Raw genomic sequence first — 22,268 nt, 5'->3', positions numbered from 1 at the left:
ATAACATTATTTATTAATATATAAGTAGTCTGATCTCTTCTTCTGTTTACCATTTTCTAGCCTATATGTAAGAATATAAAAATATGTCCCTACAGGTAACTGTCGATCTTGATTAACAGTAACTCTTCCTTTAGATATTCCTCTAAAAAACTTATCATTCTGCCCATATCCACGTGCTTCATATACTAATACGCCCCACCTATTAAATATTTTTAAATCATTATCCGGAAACTTTTCAATATCTCTTATAATAAATGCATCATGATCCCCATCACCATTAGGTGTAACAATATTAAATACCTCTATATCATCTTCTGCATTTGGATTACTATTATTAGGTTCTAAATAATCAGGAATTCCATCGTTATCTATATCAAAAGCATCTTCAGGAATCCCGTCTTGATTTGGATCAGGGTTTTCATCAGCTGTCAAAATAGCATCATCATCATCATCGTTATCCTGAAAATCATCAATACCGTCCCCATCTGTATCCTGAAGGGTATAATTAACTTCTCCTCCATTAACATCATCTTGGACGCTATCCGGAACTCCGTCATTTCCAAATGGTCCTTCTATTCTGCCATCACCATCTGTATCTACACTATTATGCCCCGATTCTATATAATCAAAAAGACCATCCCCATCAGAATCTAAGTCAATACTATCTATAATACCATCACCATCTGTATCTAGTAAAGGATCTCCTTTCTGCTCTTCTATATCAGTAATTCCATCATTATCATCATCTAAGTCATCTATATTAATAATACCATCACCATCAGAATCTAGATAACTTATGGTTGGATCTTCAAAATCGCCATCAGCATCATTATCTATATTTGTAGAAGTATTAGGGTCATCAGAATCCTCTGTAATTAGTGTTGATCTATTCGCTAGAAATGCTTTTACTATTGCAGTATTTGTAATAAATCCTCTTATGATATCATCTGTAGTTACAACATGCCCACCTGTAACAGTAAATGACTCCTTTGGCGCAAGCTTGTCTATCGTATTAATACTTGTAAAATCAATCATTGGGTCTTCTACTATTATATCAAACACTGCTACATTACCTGTATTTATTACCTCTATAGTATAGAGTAAAACATCTCCGATTTCTGTATAAGAATCTACATCAACTACTTTAGTAACATCTAATTTTATGGATTGTAAAGTACTAGTAATTGTCACATCATCTGGGTCTCCATCTCCATTAACATCTACATCATCTAGATTATTTGGATCATCTGATATATCCGAAATTATAGTATCATTCGGATCTCTTGCTTCTACCATAGCCGAATTGCTAATGCTTCCATGATCTAAATCTGTCTGAGTGATTGTATGACTAGCAGTAATCGAAATTTGTTGTCCTGGATTAAGAATAGGGATATTAGAAGGCATAACACTTCCTGTATCTGCATTAGGATCTGTAACTAGTACATTAGTTAAGGTTACATTCCCTGTATTCTTAAGTATTAAAGAATAGTTTATCACCTCATTGACTTCATCCCAAGAACCATCCGGAGCGATATCTGCCAATTTAATTAGACTCATCTTAGGATTTTGATCCAGTAGTACAACTGTAGGGTCATTTGATGCCCCTGTATTTGGATCATCCGATATATCTAATACTACTCTACCACAAGCATCTACCCCTTTTGCTGTTAAAGTATTAGTAACTCTTCCATTATCTAAATCTTCTTGTGTGATACTATGTGTTGCCGTAAAAGTAACAGAAGAATTTTCTGCCAAACTTGGAATATTAGTGATACTTATAAAATCTGCGTTAGGATCGGTAATATTAATCGTATTAATAGAAATTTCTTTTGGGTTTTGAATAGTGATCGTATAAGTAATCACTTCTCCAACAGTATCATAATTCCCATCTGATGGTAGAAGTGCTTCTTTAGTAACTACTAATTCTGGTTGAGGCAAAACAACAACAGTATATCTAAATGGATCGGCAGTACAACCACTTGGGCTTGTTGGAGTAATTGTATAGACAACCGTTTGGATACTATCACTAATATTGGTCAATACATCTGTGATACTAGTAGCAGTAGTTGCAATAGTCGTTTCTCCTGTTACATCTGGATTATCAACTGCTAACCAACTAAAAGTCGAACCCGATATGTTTACATCACTGCTTAAATCATGGTTTAATGCAATTGCACTACAAATAGTAGTAGTAGGAGCAGTTGCCACAAAAGGTTCGGGATTGATCGTAACGGTATAGGTGTATGGAGTTCCAAAACAACCGTCTGGACTCTTTGGAGTAATCGTATACATCACTGTTTGAATATTGCCACTGGTATTGGTCAATACATCTGTAATAGTAGTGGTGGTAGTTGTCGTAATCGTCTCTCCTGTTACATTTGGATTATCAACTGCTACCCAACTAAAAGTCGAACCCGATACATTGACATCACTGCTTAAATCATGGTTTAATGCACTAGCACTACAAACAGTATCGATTGGAGATTTAGCTACAAAAGGTTCGGGGTTAATCGTAACAGTATAGGTGTATGGATCTCCAAAACAACCGTCTGGACTCTTTGGAGTAATCGTATACATCACTGTTTGAATACTACCACTGGTATTGGTCAATACATCTGTAATAGTAGTGGTGGTAGTTGTCGTAGTCGTCTCCCCAATTACATTTGGATTATCCCCTGCTAACCAACTAAAGGTCGAACCCAATATGTTTACATCACTGCTTAAATCATGGTTTAATGCACTAGAACTACAAATAGTAGTGGTAGGAGCAGTTGCCACAAAAGGTTCGGGATTGATCGTAACGGTATAGGTGTATGGAGTTCCAAAACAACCGTCTGGACTCTTTGGAGTAATCGTATACATCACTGTTTGAATACTACCACTGGTATTGGTCAATACATCTGTAATAGTAGTGGTGGTAGTTGTCGTAGTCGTCTCCCCAATTACATTTGGATTATCCCCTGCTAACCAACTAAAAGTTGTACCCGATACATTGACATCACTGCTTAAATCATGGTTTAGTGCAATAGCACTACACACCGTATCGGTTGGAATAGTTGCTACAAAAGGTTCGGGGTTAATCGTAACAGTATAGGTGTATGGATCTCCAAAACAACCGTCTGGACTCTTTGGAGTAATCGTATAGATCACTGTTTGAATACTACCACTGGTATTGGTCAATACATCTGTAATAGTAATGGTGGTAGTTGTCGTAGTCGTCTCCCCAATTACATTTGGATTATCACCTGCTAACCAACTAAAGGTCGAACCCGATACATTGACATCACCGCTTAAATCATGGTTTAATGCAATAGCGCTACAGACGGTATCGGTTGGAATAGTTGCTACAAAAGGTTCGGGATTGATCGTAACAGTATAGGTGTATGGAGTTCCAAAACAACCGTCTGGACTCTTTGGAGTAATCGTATAGATCACTGTTTGAATACTACCACTGGTATTGGTCAATACATCTGTAATAGTAGTGGTGGTAGTTGTCGTAGTCGTTTCTCCTGTTACATCTGGATTATCACTTGCTAACCAACTAAAAGTCGTACCCGATACATTGACATCACTGCTTAAATCATGGTTTAATGCAATAGCGCTACACACCGTATCGATTGGAGATTTAGCTACAAAAGGTTCGGGATTGATCGTAACGGTATAGGTGTATGGAGTTCCAAAACAACCGTCTGGACTCTTTGGAGTAATCGTATACATCACTGTTTGAATACTACCACTGGTATTGGTCAATACATCTGTAATAGTAGTGGTGGTAGTTGTCGTAGTCGTTTCTCCTGTTACATTTGGATTATCAATTGCTACCCAACTAAAAGTCGAACCCGATATGTTTACATCACTGCTTAAATCATGGTTTAATGCAATAGAACTACAAATAGTAGTGGTAGGAGCAGTTGCCACAAAAGGTTCGGGATTGATCGTAACGGTATAGGTGTATGGATCTCCAGAACAACCGTCTGGACTCTTTGGAGTAATCGTATACATCACTGTTTGAATACTACCACTGGTGTTGGTCAATACATCTGTAATAGTAGTGGTGGTAGTTGTCGTAGTCGTCTCCCCAATTACATTTGGATTATCAACTGTTAACCAACTAAAAGTCGTACCCGATATGTTTACATCACTGCTTAAATCATGGTTTAATGCAATAGCACTACACACCGTATCGGTTGGAGATTTAGCTACAAAAGGTTCGGGATTGATCGTAACAGTATATTTATATGGATCTCCAAAACAACCGTCTGGACTCTTTGGAGTAATCGTATAGATCACTGTTTGAATACTACCACTGGTATTGGTCAATACATCTGTAATAGTAGTGGTGGTAGTTGTCGTAGTCGTTTCTCCTGTTACATTTGGATTATCACTTGCTACCCAACTAAAAGTCGTACCCAATATGTTTATATCACTGCTTAAATCATGGTTTAATGCAATAGCGCTACACACCGTATCGATTGGAGATTTAGCTACAAAAGGTTCGGGATTGATCGTAACAGTATAGGTGTATGGAGTTCCAGAACAACCGTCTGGACTCTTTGGAGTAATCGTATAGATCACTGTTTGAATACTACCACTGGTGTTGGTCAATACATCTGTAATAGTAGTGGTGGTAGTTGTCGTAGTCGTTTCTCCTATTACATTTGGATTATCACTTGCTACCCAACTAAAAGTCGTACCCAATATGTTTATATCACTGCTTAAATCATGGTTTAATGCAATAGCACTACACACCGTATCGGTTGGAGATTTAGCTACAAAAGGTTCGGGATTGATCGTAACAGTATATTTATATGGAGTTCCAAAACAACCGTCTGGACTCTTTGGAGTAATCGTATAGATCACTGTTTGAATACTGCCACTGGTGTTGGTCAATACATCTGTAATAGTAGTGGTGGTAGTTGTCGTAGTCGTTTCTCCTATTACATTTGGATTATCACCTGCTAACCAACTAAAAGTCGAACCCGATATGTTTACATCACTGCTTAAATCATGGTTTAATGCAATAGAACTACAAATAGTAGTGGTAGGAGCAGTTGCCACAAAAGGTTCGGGATTGATCGTAACGGTATAGGTGTATGGATCTCCAGAACAACCGTCTGGACTCTCTGGAGTAATCGTATAGATCACTGTTTGAATACTACCACTGGTATTGGTCAATACATCTGTAATAGTAGTGGTGGTAGTTGTCGTAGTCGTCTCCCCAATTACATTTGGATTATCCCCTGCTAACCAACTAAAAGTCGAACCCGATACATTGACATCACTGCTTAAATCATGGTTTAATGCAATAGCGCTACACACCGTATCGATTGGAGATTTAGCTACAAAAGGTTCGGGGTTAATCGTAACGGTATATTTATATGGAGTTCCAAAACAACCGTCTGGACTCTTTGGAGTAATCGTATACATCACTGTTTGAATACTACCACTGGTATTGGTCAATACATCTGTAATAGTAGTGGTGGTAGTTGTCGTAGTCGTTTCTCCTGTTACATTTGGATTATCACTTGCTACCCAACTAAAAGTCGTACCCAATATGTTTACATCACTGCTTAAATCATGGTTTAATGCAATAGCGCTACACACCGTATCGGTTGGAGATTTAGCTACAAAAGGTTCGGGATTGATCGTAACAGTATAGGTGTATGGAGTTCCAGAACAACCGTCTGGACTCTTTGGAGTAATCGTATACATCACTGTTTGAATACTACCACTGGTATTGGTCAATACATCTGTAATAGTAGTGGTGGTAGTTGTCGTAGTCGTTTCTCCTATTACATTTGGATTATCACCTGCTAACCAACTAAAAGTCGAACCCGATATGTTTACATCACTGCTTAAATCATGGTTTAATGCAATAGAACTACAAATAGTAGTGGTAGGAGCAGTTGCCACAAAAGGTTCGGGATTGATCGTAACGGTATAGGTGTATGGATCTCCAGAACAACCGTCTGAACTCTTTGGAGTAATCGTATAGATCACTGTTTGAATACTACCACTGGTGTTGGTCAATACATCTGTAATAGTAGTGGTGGTAGTTGTCGTAGTCGTCTCCCCAATTACATTTGGATTATCCCCTGCTAACCAACTAAAGGTCGAACCCGATACATTGACATCACTGCTTAAATCATGGTTTAATGCAATAGCGCTACACACCGTATCGATTGGAGATTTAACTACAAAAGGTTCGGGATTGATCGTAACAGTATAGGTGTATGGATCTCCAGAACAACCGTCTGGACTCTTTGGAGTAATTGTATAGATCACTGTTTGAATATTGCCACTGGTATTGGTCAATACATCTGTAATAGTAGTGGTGGTAGTTGTCGTAGTCGTCTCTCCTGTTACATTTGGATTATCACCTGCTAACCAACTAAAAGTCGTACCCGATATGTTTACATCACTGCTTAAATCATGGTTTAATGCACTAGTGCTACACACCGTATCGGTTGGAGATTTAGCTACAAAAGGTTCGGGACGTATCGTAACGGTATAGGTGTATGGAGTTCCAAAACAACCGTCTGGACTCTTTGGAGTAATCGTATACATCACTGTTTGAATATTGCCACTGGTGTTAGTCAATACATCTGTAATAGTAGTGGTGGTAGTTGTCGTAGTCGTTTCTCCTATTACATTTGGATTATCACCTGCTAACCAACTAAAAGTCGAACCCGATATGTTTACATCACTGCTTAAATCATGGTTTAATGCACTAGAACTACAAATAGTAGTGGTAGGAGCAGTTGCCACAAAAGGTTCGGGATTGATCGTAACAGTATAGGTGTATGGATCTCCAGAACAACCGTCTGGACTCTTTGGAGTAATCGTATAGATCACTGTTTGAATACTATCACTGGTATTGGTTAATACATCTGTAATAGTAGTGGTGGTAGTTGTCGTAGTCGTCTCCCCACTTACATTTGGATTATCGACTGCTACCCAACTAAAAGTCGAACCCACTACATTTATATCATCGATCAAATCATGATTCAACGGAACATTATTACAAACGATATCGGTTGGAGTAGTTGCCACAAAAGGTTCGGGATTTACAGTAACTACATAAGAGTACACAAAAGAAGTTCCTAAACAACCATTCATGCTAGTTGGTGATATCGCATAAGTAACCTCTTGAGGAATTCCAGATATATTTTTAAGTACATCTGTAATAGTAGTAGTCGTACTAGACATCAACGTTTCTCCTATTACATCAGGATTATCAAGTGCTACCCATATAAAAGATGTTCCTGCTAAATTAACATCTCCTGTTAGATCATGGTTTAATGCACTAGCACTACAAACGGTATCGGTTGGAGTAGTTGCTACAAAAGGTTCGGGATTGATCGTAACAGTATAGGTGTATGGAGTTCCAAAACAGCCATCAGGACTCTTTGGAGTAATCGTATAGATCACTGTTTGAATACTACCACTGGTATTGGTCAATACATCCGTAATAGTAGTGGTGGTAGTTGTCGTAGTCGTTTCTCCTGTTACATCTGGATTATCACCTGCTAACCAACTAAAAGTCGAACCCGATACATTGACATCACCGCTTAAATCATGGTTTAATGCAATAGCGCTACAGACGGTATCGGTTGGAGGTTTAGCTACAAAAGGTTCGGGACGTATCGTAACAGTATAGGTGTATGGATCTCCAAAACAACCGTCTGGACTCTTTGGAGTAATCGTATAGATCACTGTTTGAATACTACCACTGGTATTGGTCAATACATCTGTAATAGTAGTGGTGGTAGTTGTCGTAGTCGTCTCCCCAATTACATTTGGATTATCACCTGCTAACCAACTAAAAGTTGAACCGGATATGTTTACATCACTACTTAAATCATGGTTTAATGCATTAGCGCTACACACCGTATCGGTTGGAGATTTAGCTACAAAAGGTTCGGGATTGATCGTAACAGTATATTTATATGGATTCCCAAAACAACCGTCTGGACTCTTTGGAGTAATCGTATAGATCACTGTTTGAATATTGCCACTGGTATTGGTCAATACATCTGTAATAATAGTGGTGGTAGTTGTCGTAGTTGTCTCCCCAATTACATTTGGATTATCGCCTGCTAACCAACTAAAAGTCGAACCCGATACATTGACATCACTGCTTAAATCATGGTTTAGTGCAATAGCACTACACACGGTATCAATCGGAGATTTAGCTACAAAAGGTTCGGGATTGATCGTAACAGTATATTTATATGGATCTCCAAAACAACCGTCTGGACTCTTTGGAGTAATCGTATAGATCACTGTTTGAATACTACCACTGGTATTGGTCAATACATCTGTAATAGTAGTGGTGGTAGTTGTCGTAGTCGTCTCCCCACTTACATTTGGATTATCCCCTGCTAACCAACTAAAAGTTGAACCGGATATGTTTATATCACTGCTTAAATCATGGTTTAATGCACTAGCGCTACACACGGTATCGGTTGGAGATTTAGCTACAAAAGGTTCGGGATTGATCGTAACAGTATATTTATATGGATCTCCAAAACAACCGTCTGGACTCTTTGGAGTAATCGTATAGATCACTGTTTGAATACTACCACTGGTATTGGTCAATACATCTGTAATAGTAGTGGTGGTAGTTGTCGTAGTCGTCTCCCCACTTACATTTGGATTATCCCCTGCTAACCAACTAAAAGTCGAACCCGATACATTGACATCACTGCTTAAATCATGGTTTAGTGCAATAGCACTACACACGGTATCAATCGGAGATTTAGCTACAAAAGGTTCGGGATTGATCGTAACAGTATATTTATATGGATCTCCAAAACAACCGTCTGGACTCTTTGGAGTAATCGTATAAATCACTGTTTGAATACTACCACTGGTATTGGTTAATACATCTGTAATAGTAGTGGTGGTAGTTGTCGTAGTCGTCTCCCCACTTACATTTGGATTATCACCTGCTAACCAACTAAAAGTTGAACCGGATATGTTTACATCACTGCTTAAATCATGGTTTAATGCACTAGCGCTACACACGGTATCGGTTGGAGATTTAGCTACAAAAGGTTCGGGGTTAATCGTAACAGTATATTTATATGGATCTCCAAAACAACCGTCTGGACTCTTTGGAGTAATCGTATAGATCACTGTTTGAATACTACCACTGGTATTGGTCAATACATCTGTAATAGTAGTGGTGGTAGTTGTCGTAGTCGTCTCCCCACTTACATTTGGATTATCGCCTGCTAACCAACTAAAAGTTGAACCGGATATGTTTACATCACTGCTTAAATCATGATTTAGTGCAATAGCACTACAAACGGTATCGGTTGGAGTAGTTGCTACTGGCTTAGGATTTACTGTTACTGTATATGTATAAATCGTACCTTGACATCCTGTTTTTGATGTTGGTGTAATTGTATACACTACATCCTGAGGAGAAGCACTCATATTTACTAATGTATTTTCTATTTTTGAATCTGTCGAAATGGTTGTAGTCTCTCCTGTTATATTTGGGTTATCTGTTGCGAACCACGAAAAACCAACACTACTATTAAAATTGTCAATATCATTAATAAGGTTTCTAGTTACCGTTTCTTCACTACAAATAGTCTTTTTTGGAAAACTTAATACTGTGGGAGATGGTTTTACAGTTACTGTATAAGTGTACACATCCTGAGCTACTCCACCTGCATCAAAAGCTGTAATTGTATACACAATATCTTGATTTGTGGTCAAATCGTTAATTAGTGTATCTGTAATACTCGAACTTGTTGAAGTTGTAATTGTTTCTCCTTTGATTAACGGATTATTCGCTGCAGACCAACTAAAAGAAGTTATTGATGGATCTACTACATTAGCAGTCAAATCATATGAAAGTGTCACTCCTCCACAAATTGTTTCTACAGGGGTAACTGTTATGGTTTCATTAGTAGTAGGATTAGTAATGCTACCTGTTCTCGGAGTTCCTGTTGCAGTAACCGTATTAGATATATCTGTTTGATTTGTAATATCTTCGGTGGTAATGGTATATTCAGATGTCCAAGTAGCTGTTTGACCCGGTCCTAACTCATCTACATCATTATCATTACTATCATCAATCCCTGTTGTACTCTGTAAAGTAAGAACTCCTAGAACTCCTGTTCCGGAATGTATATCACTTATACTTACTTCATCAAAAGTTACATTTCCTGTATTCGTAACCACATAGGTATATGTAATCAATTGCCCTTCGACAACATTACTATCGTCATCAGCTATTTTAGACACTATCAATGATGGTGTAGACATCAAAGAAATAACAGTAGGATCATCTTCATTATTATTGGGATCGTTTGGGTCATCTGAAATATCTGTTACACTTCCTCCTCCTGGATCCTGACTTCCGACTGTAGCTGTATTTACTACCTTAGCTGTATCTAGATCATCCTGTGTTAAAATATGAGTAGCAATAAAAGTAGCAGTTTCTGTCGGCAGCATACTATCTACAATATGATCACCTCCGCTATCTGTACCTGTAGTACTCTGCAAAACAATGGTATCTGCATTTGGGTCTACTACATTTATATTTGTTAAGGAAACGTTTCCTACACTAGTTGCTACGATAGTATATGTTATTACCTCTCCAACAGTATCAAAAGCTCCATCTGCTGGAGGGCTACTAACTTTGGTTACATCTAATTGTCCATACTGTGGTATACTCACTACTGTTGCATCATTTGGAGTTATTGTTGTTGGATCATCAGATGTATCTGTTATTAAAGTTCCTTCGACTACTTCTGTACCAGTAACGGTTGCTGTATTTGTTGCATTTCCATTATCAAAATCAGCTTGTATAATTGTGTGCTTTGCTGTAAATACTGCTGATGTTCCGGCAGGTAAGTTTGCAATCGATACAGGGTTTATACTTCCTACATCGGCATTAGAATCTGTAATAGTAACATTATTTATACTTACATTTCCTGTATTCTTAACTGTTAGTTCGTAAGTAATAACCTCTCCTAATGCATCGTATAATCCATCTGGTGCTGGTTGTGCAATTTTTTCTAATACCAGTGCTCCTTTTTGATCCATCATTGTTATTGTAGGATCATCTGTAGTACTATTGGGGTTATCAGGGTCATCAGATATATCTGAAATTACAAATCCATTAGATAATGTTCCTTCTGCTATAGCTGTATTCACTACCTGATCTGCTTCTATATCTGCCTGTGTAATCGTATGGGTTGCCGTAAAGTTTGCTGAGGCACCTACAGCAAGATTAGTTACCGAAATAGGTGATAGGCTACCTATATCAATATTCGGATCTTTAAGTGTAACTGTGGGTATCACTTGACTTCCTGTGTTTTTAATTACAAAATCATAAGTAATTACCTCTCCTACTGTATCATAACTACCATCAGGTGCTGGTCGATCTACTTTGTTGATTTCTAATTCATTATTGATGATCGTTACATCTTCGGTTTCATCATCTGGTAATGTATCTCCTTCAATTTCTGTTTGAGAATTACTAATCGTATTCGTGACCGTGCTTCCTATTGAAACCTCATTAACAGTGGCCTGAACAGTTAATGTATGAACTTCTCCTCTATACATATCTCCAATAATCCAATCAGGGGCGACCCATGTACCAAAACTAGGAGTGACTGCTCCAAATGTAAGTTCTGTAGGGAGTGCATCGTTAATTATCAGATTGGTAGCAGGATTTATTCCTAACTGTTCTACTGTTATCGTAAACGTAACTGTTTCTCCTTCAATTACTGAGCTTTTATCTACTGTTTTTGTCAATACTATTTCTGGGTCACAATTATATACGGACAGGATTGAAGAATCATATGTACAAGCTCCTCTAGTCACTCTTACATAAAAATTTCCTGGTTCAGATGGACTATATGCGTTTGTTGTAGCTCCTGCTACTTGATTTCCATTTTGAAACCATTGATAGGCATCAAACCCATCTGTAACTTCAAAAATATCTGCCCCAGGAAGACAGCCTCCACCCGTAGTATCTAGCTCTACAACGGGTACTGTATCAAATCCAGAAAAATACCCTGCTACTCCTGCATTACCACTTACCCCAAAAAAACCTACTGCAACAGGTCCTGTAGATTCTACTTTTACATCTCCTGTAAGCCCCGAAACTGTTATTGTTTTCCAATCCGAAGTCCCTGTAACAGGAACAGAAGGTGGTAAAGTAACACTCCCATTACCATCAGTTACTTTTATATTGGTATCTAAAGTGCTTGAAGAAGCTGTAATTATAACTTCTCCTGCAAAATTTAAGCCTGCTATATTTCTTATATTATGGATATTATCCATAAAATAGGGTAGTAAACAATTTACTGGAGCTATAAAGTTTAAACCTCCTGTCTGGATTCCGCTAGAGCCTGCTATATTCTGGTATGCATATATTTCTTTAGATGCTGTAACGTACATATTCCCTCCAACAGATGCTGAAGAATAATTAGCTCCAGGAATCACAAAATAATCTCCCTTATTAATTGTCGTTATCGGTGTACTAGAGCCATTAACAAATATATCAGTTCCATTCTGAGTTCCTATGATTATAGGGGTTTCATTAACATCTGATCCATTTGCTCTAACAAACACATATTCTCTTCCTAATACATTTTCGGGAACAGGTTGATCAATCCCTGCATCTCTACTATTACTAGTCGGCAAAGGTGCTCCGTTTAAATTACCATTAGATATCGCTATCTGCTTATTTGATTGTATAGAAGCCCCCAACCAGCAATCAATATTAGCCACACCATTATTTCTAGGTGCCTCTAATACATATGATTGACCTGCATTTAATACTATTGTAAGATTATCTGCTGTTATTCCGTTAGCAGTATTACCACTTCTAAATGTGCAATCAGAACCGTAATCAAAAATAGTAACTGTAGTATTATCTTGGGTGGCCATAATCCCTAACACAGCATTCAAAGTATTATGTCCGTTTCCATAATTTGGTCTTCCTCCCCATTTAAATGAAGTACCAAGAGCTTTTTTTCCTTTTGATGTTAATGATGCTGCTTGAGAATTAGATCTTCCTCTGTAATTTACATAAAACTTCTGCCCTCCTAAGGTTTCAAACCTCAGTCCTGCAGTATTTAATACAGTTCCTGTACTAGCAGTATTTACCAGAGTAATACCATTATTCCCATTTGCTAAATTATAGGTTTTCGAACTTGTATTAGATAGGTTAGTAATAGTAGCAATAGGAGTAGCATTGGTACCTCGATAAATCTTTACATCAAATGGTGTTGCTTCTGGTGTTGATAAATAGACTCGTTGCTGATTTATTGAACCTACACCTGTACTACCTTGTTTTAATGGAGGTAAATAATGTAAATCACTTAATTGAGAATATACCCCAATACTATTAAAAACTATTATACTAAGTAAAATGTAATATTTTTTCATGCAGATAGCGGATAATTAATAATAATGTAATTCAAAAAACTTGTAACGTTTTTCAAGGGGTAACATCGTTACTATTTATACCACACCTCATAAAAATTAAAGTGTAATAAGTTGTGTAGTTCTCAATCGTCAAATACAAAACTTTATTTATCGTTTTATACTTTCCTTCTATAATTAATACCACACAAAAGACATTGTGTTTTTATAAAATCTACCTTCTTTATAAAGTAGTTTTTGAAAATTCATTTAGTATAGTTCAAATGTAATTCAAAAATACAATTACTCGTATGTGGCTAAACCACAAACATATAAGATTAAAACTGCACTAAAACAACAAAAGACCTCTCAAATTAATGAAAAGGTCTTTTTTAAACTGTTTTTTTTAGAATATAGCTCTTATAATTCGCATCATGTTTTATTAAAAAAACAAGGATAAAAAGAAACTAATTATATGTCTTATTTTACAATTTATTTGATTATACTTCGAATAGGTTTACCTGCTTTTTTGACAGTATATTTCACCTTCATTATGGCAGCAACGGTAGCTGCAATTTGATTACTATACAACTGCGTTGTATCATTTACTTCTCCTAAGGTTGTTATTCCTTTTCCAAATGTAGCAATCCATACTTGCCCAGCATCTTTTATCTTTGCTCCATGACTTTTCCAAGTGTCTAGAGGATCAGTACCTCTACCGTGGTCTGTAGTAATTATAAACACTGTATTATCTTTATAAAAAGTGTCTTGCTGTGTTAACTCCCACAATTCTTTGATTAGACTATCAGTATTATGTGCTGCTTTAAGATATGCCGCATAATCACCATCATGAGCAAAATCATCTGTTTCTCCATAGGCAATATATACTAACTCTGGATGGTTTTTTTTCATATATTCTACTGCATAGTGATGTGTAAACGCGTCTAACCGTACAGAACTCCACGGACTTGGAATCTGTTCTTGCAACTGGTTTAAAAATAATTCTCTCTGACTTAAGTTATCACCTTTTGCTTCTTCAAAACCTGCATTAACAGGAACTCTAGAGCGTTCTTCATTAACGATATAAGGAAACACATCCCAACTCCCAAAAGCTGCTACTTTTCCTTTATATTTTGATGTATTATTTACGATTTCTAGTACTGTTTTATTTGGATTATTTATCTTATCATTACTATTGATATTTTTATCATCAGCAACTCCTGTTAAAATCTCGTTATAACCAGGATATGAAAACCACATCTCATTTGTAAGGTCTACCTTATTACCTATGCTTCTATTACCGTATAATTGACCTTTTGCAGCAATGGTTTTCCAGAAAAAAGGCATCAAAACTTCTCTTCTATCTTTTGGTGTTGATCTCCAGAAATCTGATTTTAATTTTGTGGTATCTTTTACGTAATCTTTATTAGTGATTAGCAATGGATCGGCTCCACTGTATAGTTCTTGCCAACGTAATCCATCTATCGTGATGAGAACAATTTTTGGAGTATTCTTCTCTTGTGCCATTATTTTAGAACTAAATTGACACAAGGTTAAAATACATAATATGATATACTTTTTCATAATTCGTATCCTATGGATTAGTTTTCCCACCAACCTTTTATATTGATTGTATTTCCTCCTATTTCAGAAACAGTTTGCTTATAGTTATCACTATTTAGTGTCTGTTCACTGTCTGGGTATAAGAACCGCACAGGTACTTGATTACTATTGACATTATCAGGTCCTGGAACAATTATAGTAGGCAACCCCGTTCTTCTAAAATCATACCATGCTTCAAAACCTACTAAAAATGATGCGAGCCATTTTTGGGTTATAATCGTTTCTAATGTATCGTCATATGCTACCCCTGGCTGTGTAGTATAAGCACTAATATCCTGATCTACTTCCCAGTGCTCAAAAGAGTGCTGTATCCCTGTTTCATATAATGTTTTTGCATCAGCTGCAATCCATCCACGTTGAGCAGCTTCTGCAAGAATAAAATGTACTTCTGCTGATTGTATCATTGCTGCTTTTACACTATTAGGAGAATCATAAAAATAGGCTTTATTAACTCTGGAAACATTTTTTGCCCCTCCTTTAAAATTTGAGGCATTATCCTCACTTAATCCATTCGTAAGACCTGTATAAAGATTTGGGTCATCATCTGGATTATCTGTAGGTTGAAACCATTTGAATAAACGTTTGTCATTAAACTTTTTTAGAATCGTCTCACTAGTTTGACTCAGACGATGCTCATCAAAACTACCTACTCGAGATGTACTTATAGGCCAAGAATCGGTCTGCGCTGTTGCTGGATATGGTACCATAGCATTATCTGCATTAGTTGTTATATAAGATCCACTATCTACGATCTCTTTTATTGCTGTAGCAACATCTATCTTGTTAGAGATTCTTAATAAATAACGTAGTTGTAATGAATTAGCAAATTTTATCCATTTATCAGTATCTCCCTGGTATAAGATATCTCCTCCATTTATTGTCCCTGAAATTACAATTGATTGTCCTAAGGATAACTGAGCTACAGCTTTCTTTAAATCTTTAAGGATTGTTGTATAAATTTCTTGTTGACTATCATACTTAGGGGTAAAATTTCCATCCAGTCCTTTTATTGCTTCAGAAAAGGGAATATTACCCCAGTTGTCTGTTAGTATAGAGAATACATAGGATCTTAGTATTAAAGCGATTCCTTCATAAGTTGTATTTCTAGTTTCTGCTTTTAAAGAATTTCTTAAGATAATATCTATTTCAGGAAGAATACCGTAGTACTCATCCCATAAAGCAGATTCTGAGTTCCACTCATAACGATCAAAACCTGTAAAATTAATTTTTGCTGTTAATTGTGCTACTGTATTTCCTCTATCCCATCCTGATTGTGTTGCTCTGTTAGCAACGGTAAAAATCGCTTTAGACAACAGTAAATCTGAACCTACTTTTTCTGGCTGATTAGGGTTTGTATTCGTTTCCTCAAAATCGTTGGTACATGATACTATTAGTAATAGTAACAAAATGCCTAATGTTATATATTTTTTCATTTTTTTTACTTTAGAATGTTACATTTAGATTTAGTCCATAGCTTCTGGAGCTTGGTAATGCCATATCCTCTACTCCTGGTACAATTACTCCTCCGTTAAAGGAAACTGTTTCTGGATCAAAATGAGGATTCTCTGTCCAAAGTGCTAGGTTCCTTCCTACTAGTGATACAGATAGACTCTGTATTGCTGTTTTTCTAAGGATTTTCTTAGGAAAATTATACCCTATACGTACTTCTCGTAATTTTAAGAAAGAAGCGTCAAATATTCCTACTTCTTCATTATTACGGTTGTAACGCCACCAGTAATAATCTCTTCCAGAAAGAGTTACATCATTTCTACGATAACTACCATCTGTATTTTTAATAACTCCCTGTGATACAATACCTGTTTCTCTTCCTACTGCCGTAAAATCCATCATCCCCGAGGTACCTCCGATTAAGGTTGTCCTAGACATAATCTCTCCTCCTTGTCTCCAATCAAACAAAAATCCAAAATTGAATCCTTTGTAACTAAATGTATTTTGCCAACCTACTGTAAAATCTGGATTGTAATTTCCTAATTTTTTTAAGGTTGGATCACGCTCTGCGAATCCTTTTTCGTTATGTACTACCTGACCAAAAAACTCGCTATTAGGATCATCTACTGTAACAAATCCAGTACCATAAATATCTCCCATTCTACCTCCTACTCTGGCTTGTACATTAACATAATTAGAAGAAATATCATAGCTCTTTAAATTGTCTATCAATGATTTTACTTTACCTCGTGAGCTTGCAAAATTAATATTGGTATCCCACGTAAATCCACTTGATGTCTTTATAGGTGTTCCATTTACAACAACTTCAATACCTGTATTCTCTATCTCACCTGCATTGATAATTCTAGAAGTAAAACCTGATGTAATAGGTACGGGTAGTTTTAGAATTTGATTTTTTACTGTAGACTTATAATACGTAACATCAAAACCTAATCTATTATTAAAGAAACGTATATCTGTTCCTAATTCTATAGAAGTAGCTTCTTCCGGTTTTAGGTTTTCATCTTTAAACACTTTTGGAGCATTTACTGCTGGATAGCTACCTACGGGAGTACTAAACTCTAATGTGTTCTTTAAAGAAAAAGGCTCTGTATCATTACCTACAACTGCCCAACCTCCTCGTAATTTTACAAAAGAAAATACCTCTGGTAATTCTACCATATCAGATACAATAGCACTAAGTCCTACGGATGGATAAAAATAAGAGTTGTTTCCTTTTTTTAGAGTACTAGCCCAATCATTTCTACCTGTAATATCTAAAAATAATAGATTCTTATATGAAAAATTAGCAAAGGCATATAATGAGTTGATTTTACGCTTGCTATTAAATTGTTTTTTTGCTAATGGCTCTGCTGAATTTTCAAAGTTATAAATTCCTGGTACTGATAATGAATTTGCACTAATCCTCTTATAGCGTCTTTCTTCTTCTCTTATATTACCTCCTAGAGATAATCCCATTGTAAAATCCTCATGTAGGTTTTTAGTATACTGCAAAAGAAAATCGGTATTCTGTTCTTTAAAGAAAATATCATCCTCTCTATACTGCCCTTTTGCAAATCGTTGTGTACTGTATGCACGTTTACTAGCTCTTAATTCTCCAAAATAATCAACTCCTGAACGTAGCATTAGTGATACATCTTTCGTTATATTGATGTCTACTCTGGCATTTCCAAATATTCTATTTTTATCAAATGCATTAGTGTTTTCATGTAATGTAAAGTATGGGTTATCATGCCAGTTGTAATTGTAGTTAAACTGCTGTCTACCTTCTAATCCTGGTTGCCAATAATTACGCAATGAATTCATATTAATCTGGCGACCAAACCAAACCCATAAATACATTATATTTTCTGTACCATACGAGTTGTTAGGTCGATTGCTACTTTTACTATTAACATAGTTAACAGATGAAGAAATTTTTAACCACTTTGCTAAATTATAAGAACCATTTAATGCATAGGTTCTTCTATCATAATCGGTATTAGGTAAGATACCCTCACTCTCTAAATTCGTTATAGAAAGCCTAACATTACCTAATTCATTTCCGCCTGTTAGCGCTAAATTTGTAGTTACGGTTGATCCTGTTCTAAAAAAATCTTCGATATTACCAGAATTAGCAATCCAAGGTGTCGCTATAACCTGATCTGCAAAACTACCATCTGCATTTCTTGGTCGTACTGCAAAATCTCCTGCTCTAAAACCACTAGTTGTAGGGCTATCATGTTGGGGTATTAATTGCCCATTTAATCTTGGTCCCCAACTTTCATCTATATTATCATTAGTACCCCCTCCTGATCCATCTAGAAATGAAAATTCTCCTCCTGCACCTTGTCCATATTGATTTTGATACTTAGGTATTCTTAATGCTTCTTCAAACGTTATGTTTTGTGTAAAACTAATCCCTAATCCTTTTGTTTTTTCTCCAGATCTGGTCGTTACCAAAATTACTCCATTGAGTCCACGAGATCCATAAAGTGCTGTAGCACTAGGTCCTTTAAGAACTGTAATAGATTTTACATCATCAGGGTTAATATCTTGGGCTCCATTACCGTAATCTGTTTCTAAGTTCCCTTCTGATCGATCACTAATGGTTTCATTATTTATAGGAATACCATCTACTACAAATAATGGAGAGTTTTTTCCTGGTGTTAGAGACCCTTCTCCTCTTATTGTAATTAATGATGTAGAACCAACTCCTGAGCCTCCGCCTGTAATCTGAACTCCTGCAACTCTACCTGATAGTGAATTGACTACATTTGTTTCTCGTGCTGTGGTGAGGTCATCTCCTTGTACTTCTTGTACTGCATATCCTAATCGTTTTTTTTCTTTCTTTATACCTAAAGCTGTAACTACAACTTCATCTAAAGATTCTGCCGAAGCAGTAAGTGCTATACTTCCTAAATCTTTAGTTTCATTAGGATTAGTAGTAACTGTAATAACCTTGTTTTCAAAACCTATGTAAGAAACAATAACCGTATATTGTCCTTCTTTAATAGCTGTTATTTCAAAATTACCATCGAAATCTGTTACTACTCCATTTTGAGTCTCTTGGAGTATAATACTTGCTCCCATAAGTGGGCTTTGACCGTCTGTAATTATTCCTTTAATACTAGATTCCTGACTGCTGACTACCGTAGAAAAAAAGTAAAATAGTACTAAAAAAAGTGTTAGTGAACTTTTCATTTTTGAGTTTAAATTTTACTAATAGTGAATATATAACCCAAAAATGCTTATAATATTTATTATTTGTAAACAATCAATATTATATAATCATTAACATACTACGCCCAAATCGTAAATCTAACGTTAAAAAGATTAACTAAATCTTAGCTACAATATCAGTAAAGAAGAAACGAGATGTTTTATAACTAATTGAGGATAAAAAGAGATCCTAAGTCTTTATCCGAGAAAAAATATATGTAGCTTATGGTTGTCTATTTTTATAGAATATATATGTGTGTGTGTAAAAAATAGTTAATATAATAAATTAGTGTACACAAAAATGCTCGGAATACTATAATAAATGCATATCAACTTCTTCTATTCATATATAAAGGAGCTTTTATTATTAATCTGGAAAAGATATAAATGTGGATTAACCAGTGTTCTTTTATTGTAGACAATTTAAAGTATAAAATCCAAATCAATTCTTATAACAAATTGATTTGGATTCATGTTTTTAAGACACAAGTGGTATCCCCTGTTTAATTTTTGAAATTACTATAAAGAAAGTTGAGTTATTTCATCTAAGAAATAGTCATAGATAACAGAACTAAATTAAATCTTTCATCTATTCAATATCCTTATTAGTATAAATAAATGTGTTATACTTTTATGTAGTAGAGATTATATCTAAATGATTTAAGAGTATAGATCAATACGTTTTAAAAGTAATCACAAAAAATAATTTTACAATATGTTATTTGTATCTATCTTATTGTTCTGTAATTACTCTTTCTTTTCAGTAAATAGCCATAGCTTATACTGATACACATTGTATTATGTAACAGGTCCTCCTTTTAATCTTTTCTCTATTTTACGTTTTTTAGCTGTAAGAAGTTTCATCAGATCCATAATTTCTGAATCTTTGGTTTCTTTATAAATTTCATTCAAACTTAGGATAAGTGTTCTAGCTTCTCTAGAAGCTTCTACTCTATCACTTGTCGTCATATTACTCATAGTTCTTCCTTCGAACTCTAAAGCTTTTTCTATCAATTCCATATATACTTTTTATTAAAACTACAAATTGCGTAATCAATATTAAAAAAATAAATATTGTTAATTACTTGTCTAGCTCTTTTTTTTAATTAACTATACCTATTTAATCGTTCTTATTTTAAGAAAGATAACAGCAAAAATAGTTTCTTTTATTATTTTTGAGTGCATCTAAAAGGTAATATAACAGAAATAGATGAAATTCACTCTATATTTTCCGAAAAATTATCAATTTTAATGCCATAAAAAAGAATATTGCAAAAATACATTTTTTACTGACTTTCTGTCTTATTTCAATTACTATTTAAAAAATAAGGGGTAGCATTTCGTCATTTTTCTTATTTGCAAACTATATAGTGATATAATATAAGTTAACTATAGCTAATGTTTGTAATAGATAGAGATCATTTTATAGTTTCTAAAACTTCTCATTTATTTTCGCTTCCAAATATTTAGATAAACTGACACTAGGTATTTCTTACAACAAAATATATTTTTAGAAAAACAAAACCATTGGTAACAAATGTTACTGACTGTTTTCTTTTATTCCTATTCCTTTGTAAAAAATGAAAACAAATGAATTGGATTTATGAACCTTGGCCTTGGTATATATCGGGACCAATGATTGCATTAATACTTTTTTTACTTCTTATGGTGGGTAAGAATTTTGGTATGTCATCGAATCTTAGAACTCTGTGTACTATCTGTGGTGCTGATAAAAAAGTAGATTTTTTTAAATTTGATTGGCAAACCCAAAAATGGAACTTAATTGTAGTAATAGGCACAATCATTGGTGGTTTTATTGCCTCAAACTTCTTATCTACGGATACAACCGTAGCTATTAGTCAAGAAACCATATCTGATCTTAAAAATTTAGGTTTTAATGATGCTGGAAATGCATATCTCCCATCCAATTTATTTGATCTAAATGCATTAACTAATGTAAAAAGCCTTATCATATTAATCGTATCAGGTTTACTTGTTGGGTTCGGGACAAGATATGCTGGTGGCTGTACTTCTGGTCATGCTATATCTGGTTTAAGCAATTTACAAGTCCCTTCTCTAATTGCTGTTATAGGCTTTTTTATTGGTGGTATTATAATGATTCATTTTTTATTTCCTTTATTATTTTAATATGAGAACACTTATATATCTTATTATCGGCATTCTTTTTGGTATTACAATGTTTAAATCAGAAGCTGCTTCTTGGTTTCGTATTTATGAAATGTTTAAATTTCAATCATTTCATATGTATGGTATAATTGGTTCTGCACTTAGTATAGGAATCATTATGGTTCAACTTATAAAACGATTTAACGTTAAATCGTTTTATGGCGAAAAAATTAATTTCCCTCCAAAGAATAGAAGTTTTTATCGTTATATGATTGGTGGTATTATCTTTGGGTTAGGTTGGGCTTTAGCAGGTGCTTGCCCTGGACCTATGTTTACTTTAATCGGAGTTGGTTTTTTACCTATGGTTATCGTTATCATAGCAGCAATACTAGGTACTTATATATATGGCTTACTACAAAAAAAATTACCTCATTAAAAGCTCTAAAGAA

At 35.3% G+C, this 22,268-nt stretch carries 7 protein-coding genes; 2 read left to right on the top strand and 5 right to left on the bottom strand.

The window, feature by feature from the left end:
• Positions 1-6: 6 nt before the first annotated feature.
• The 5 genes from N456_RS00210 to N456_RS00190 form a co-directional block, all read right to left on the bottom strand.
• A complete protein-coding gene (locus tag N456_RS00210) occupies positions 7-13,422 on the bottom strand; it encodes a PKD-like domain-containing protein (RefSeq protein WP_062052657.1) in 13,416 nt (4,471 codons plus the stop codon).
• A 468-nt stretch (positions 13,423-13,890) separates the two neighbouring features.
• Positions 13,891-14,925, bottom strand: a complete 1,035-nt coding sequence (locus N456_RS00205; protein WP_240315456.1) for an alkaline phosphatase family protein — start codon at positions 14,923-14,925, stop codon at positions 13,891-13,893.
• Between the two features lie 74 nt (positions 14,926-14,999).
• Positions 15,000-16,454: a SusD/RagB family nutrient-binding outer membrane lipoprotein gene (locus tag N456_RS00200; RefSeq protein WP_062052655.1), complete on the bottom strand. Its 1,455-nt coding sequence runs from the start codon at positions 16,452-16,454 to the stop codon at positions 15,000-15,002.
• A 10-nt stretch (positions 16,455-16,464) separates the two neighbouring features.
• Positions 16,465-19,674, bottom strand: a complete 3,210-nt coding sequence (locus N456_RS00195) for a SusC/RagA family TonB-linked outer membrane protein (RefSeq protein WP_062052654.1) — start codon at positions 19,672-19,674, stop codon at positions 16,465-16,467.
• 816 nt (positions 19,675-20,490) lie between these two features.
• Entirely contained in the window at positions 20,491-20,712 is a 222-nt protein-coding gene (locus N456_RS00190; protein ID WP_062052653.1) for a hypothetical protein, read from the bottom strand.
• Between the two features lie 570 nt (positions 20,713-21,282).
• Between N456_RS00190 and N456_RS00185 the strand changes: the two genes are divergently transcribed.
• Both N456_RS00185 and N456_RS00180 read left to right on the top strand, forming a co-directional pair.
• Positions 21,283-21,840: a YeeE/YedE family protein gene (locus N456_RS00185; protein ID WP_062052652.1), complete on the top strand. Its 558-nt coding sequence runs from the start codon at positions 21,283-21,285 to the stop codon at positions 21,838-21,840.
• Position 21,841: 1 nt separating this feature from the next.
• A complete protein-coding gene (locus N456_RS00180; protein WP_062052651.1) occupies positions 21,842-22,255 on the top strand; it encodes a DUF6691 family protein in 414 nt (137 codons plus the stop codon).
• Positions 22,256-22,268 lie beyond the last annotated feature (13 nt).

It is taken from the genome of Aquimarina longa SW024, from assembly GCF_001401755.1.
GTDB classification, from domain to species: domain Bacteria; phylum Bacteroidota; class Bacteroidia; order Flavobacteriales; family Flavobacteriaceae; genus Aquimarina; species Aquimarina longa.
Note: the sequence above shows the minus strand (reverse complement) of the source record. Positions and strands in the feature narration are given on the sequence as shown.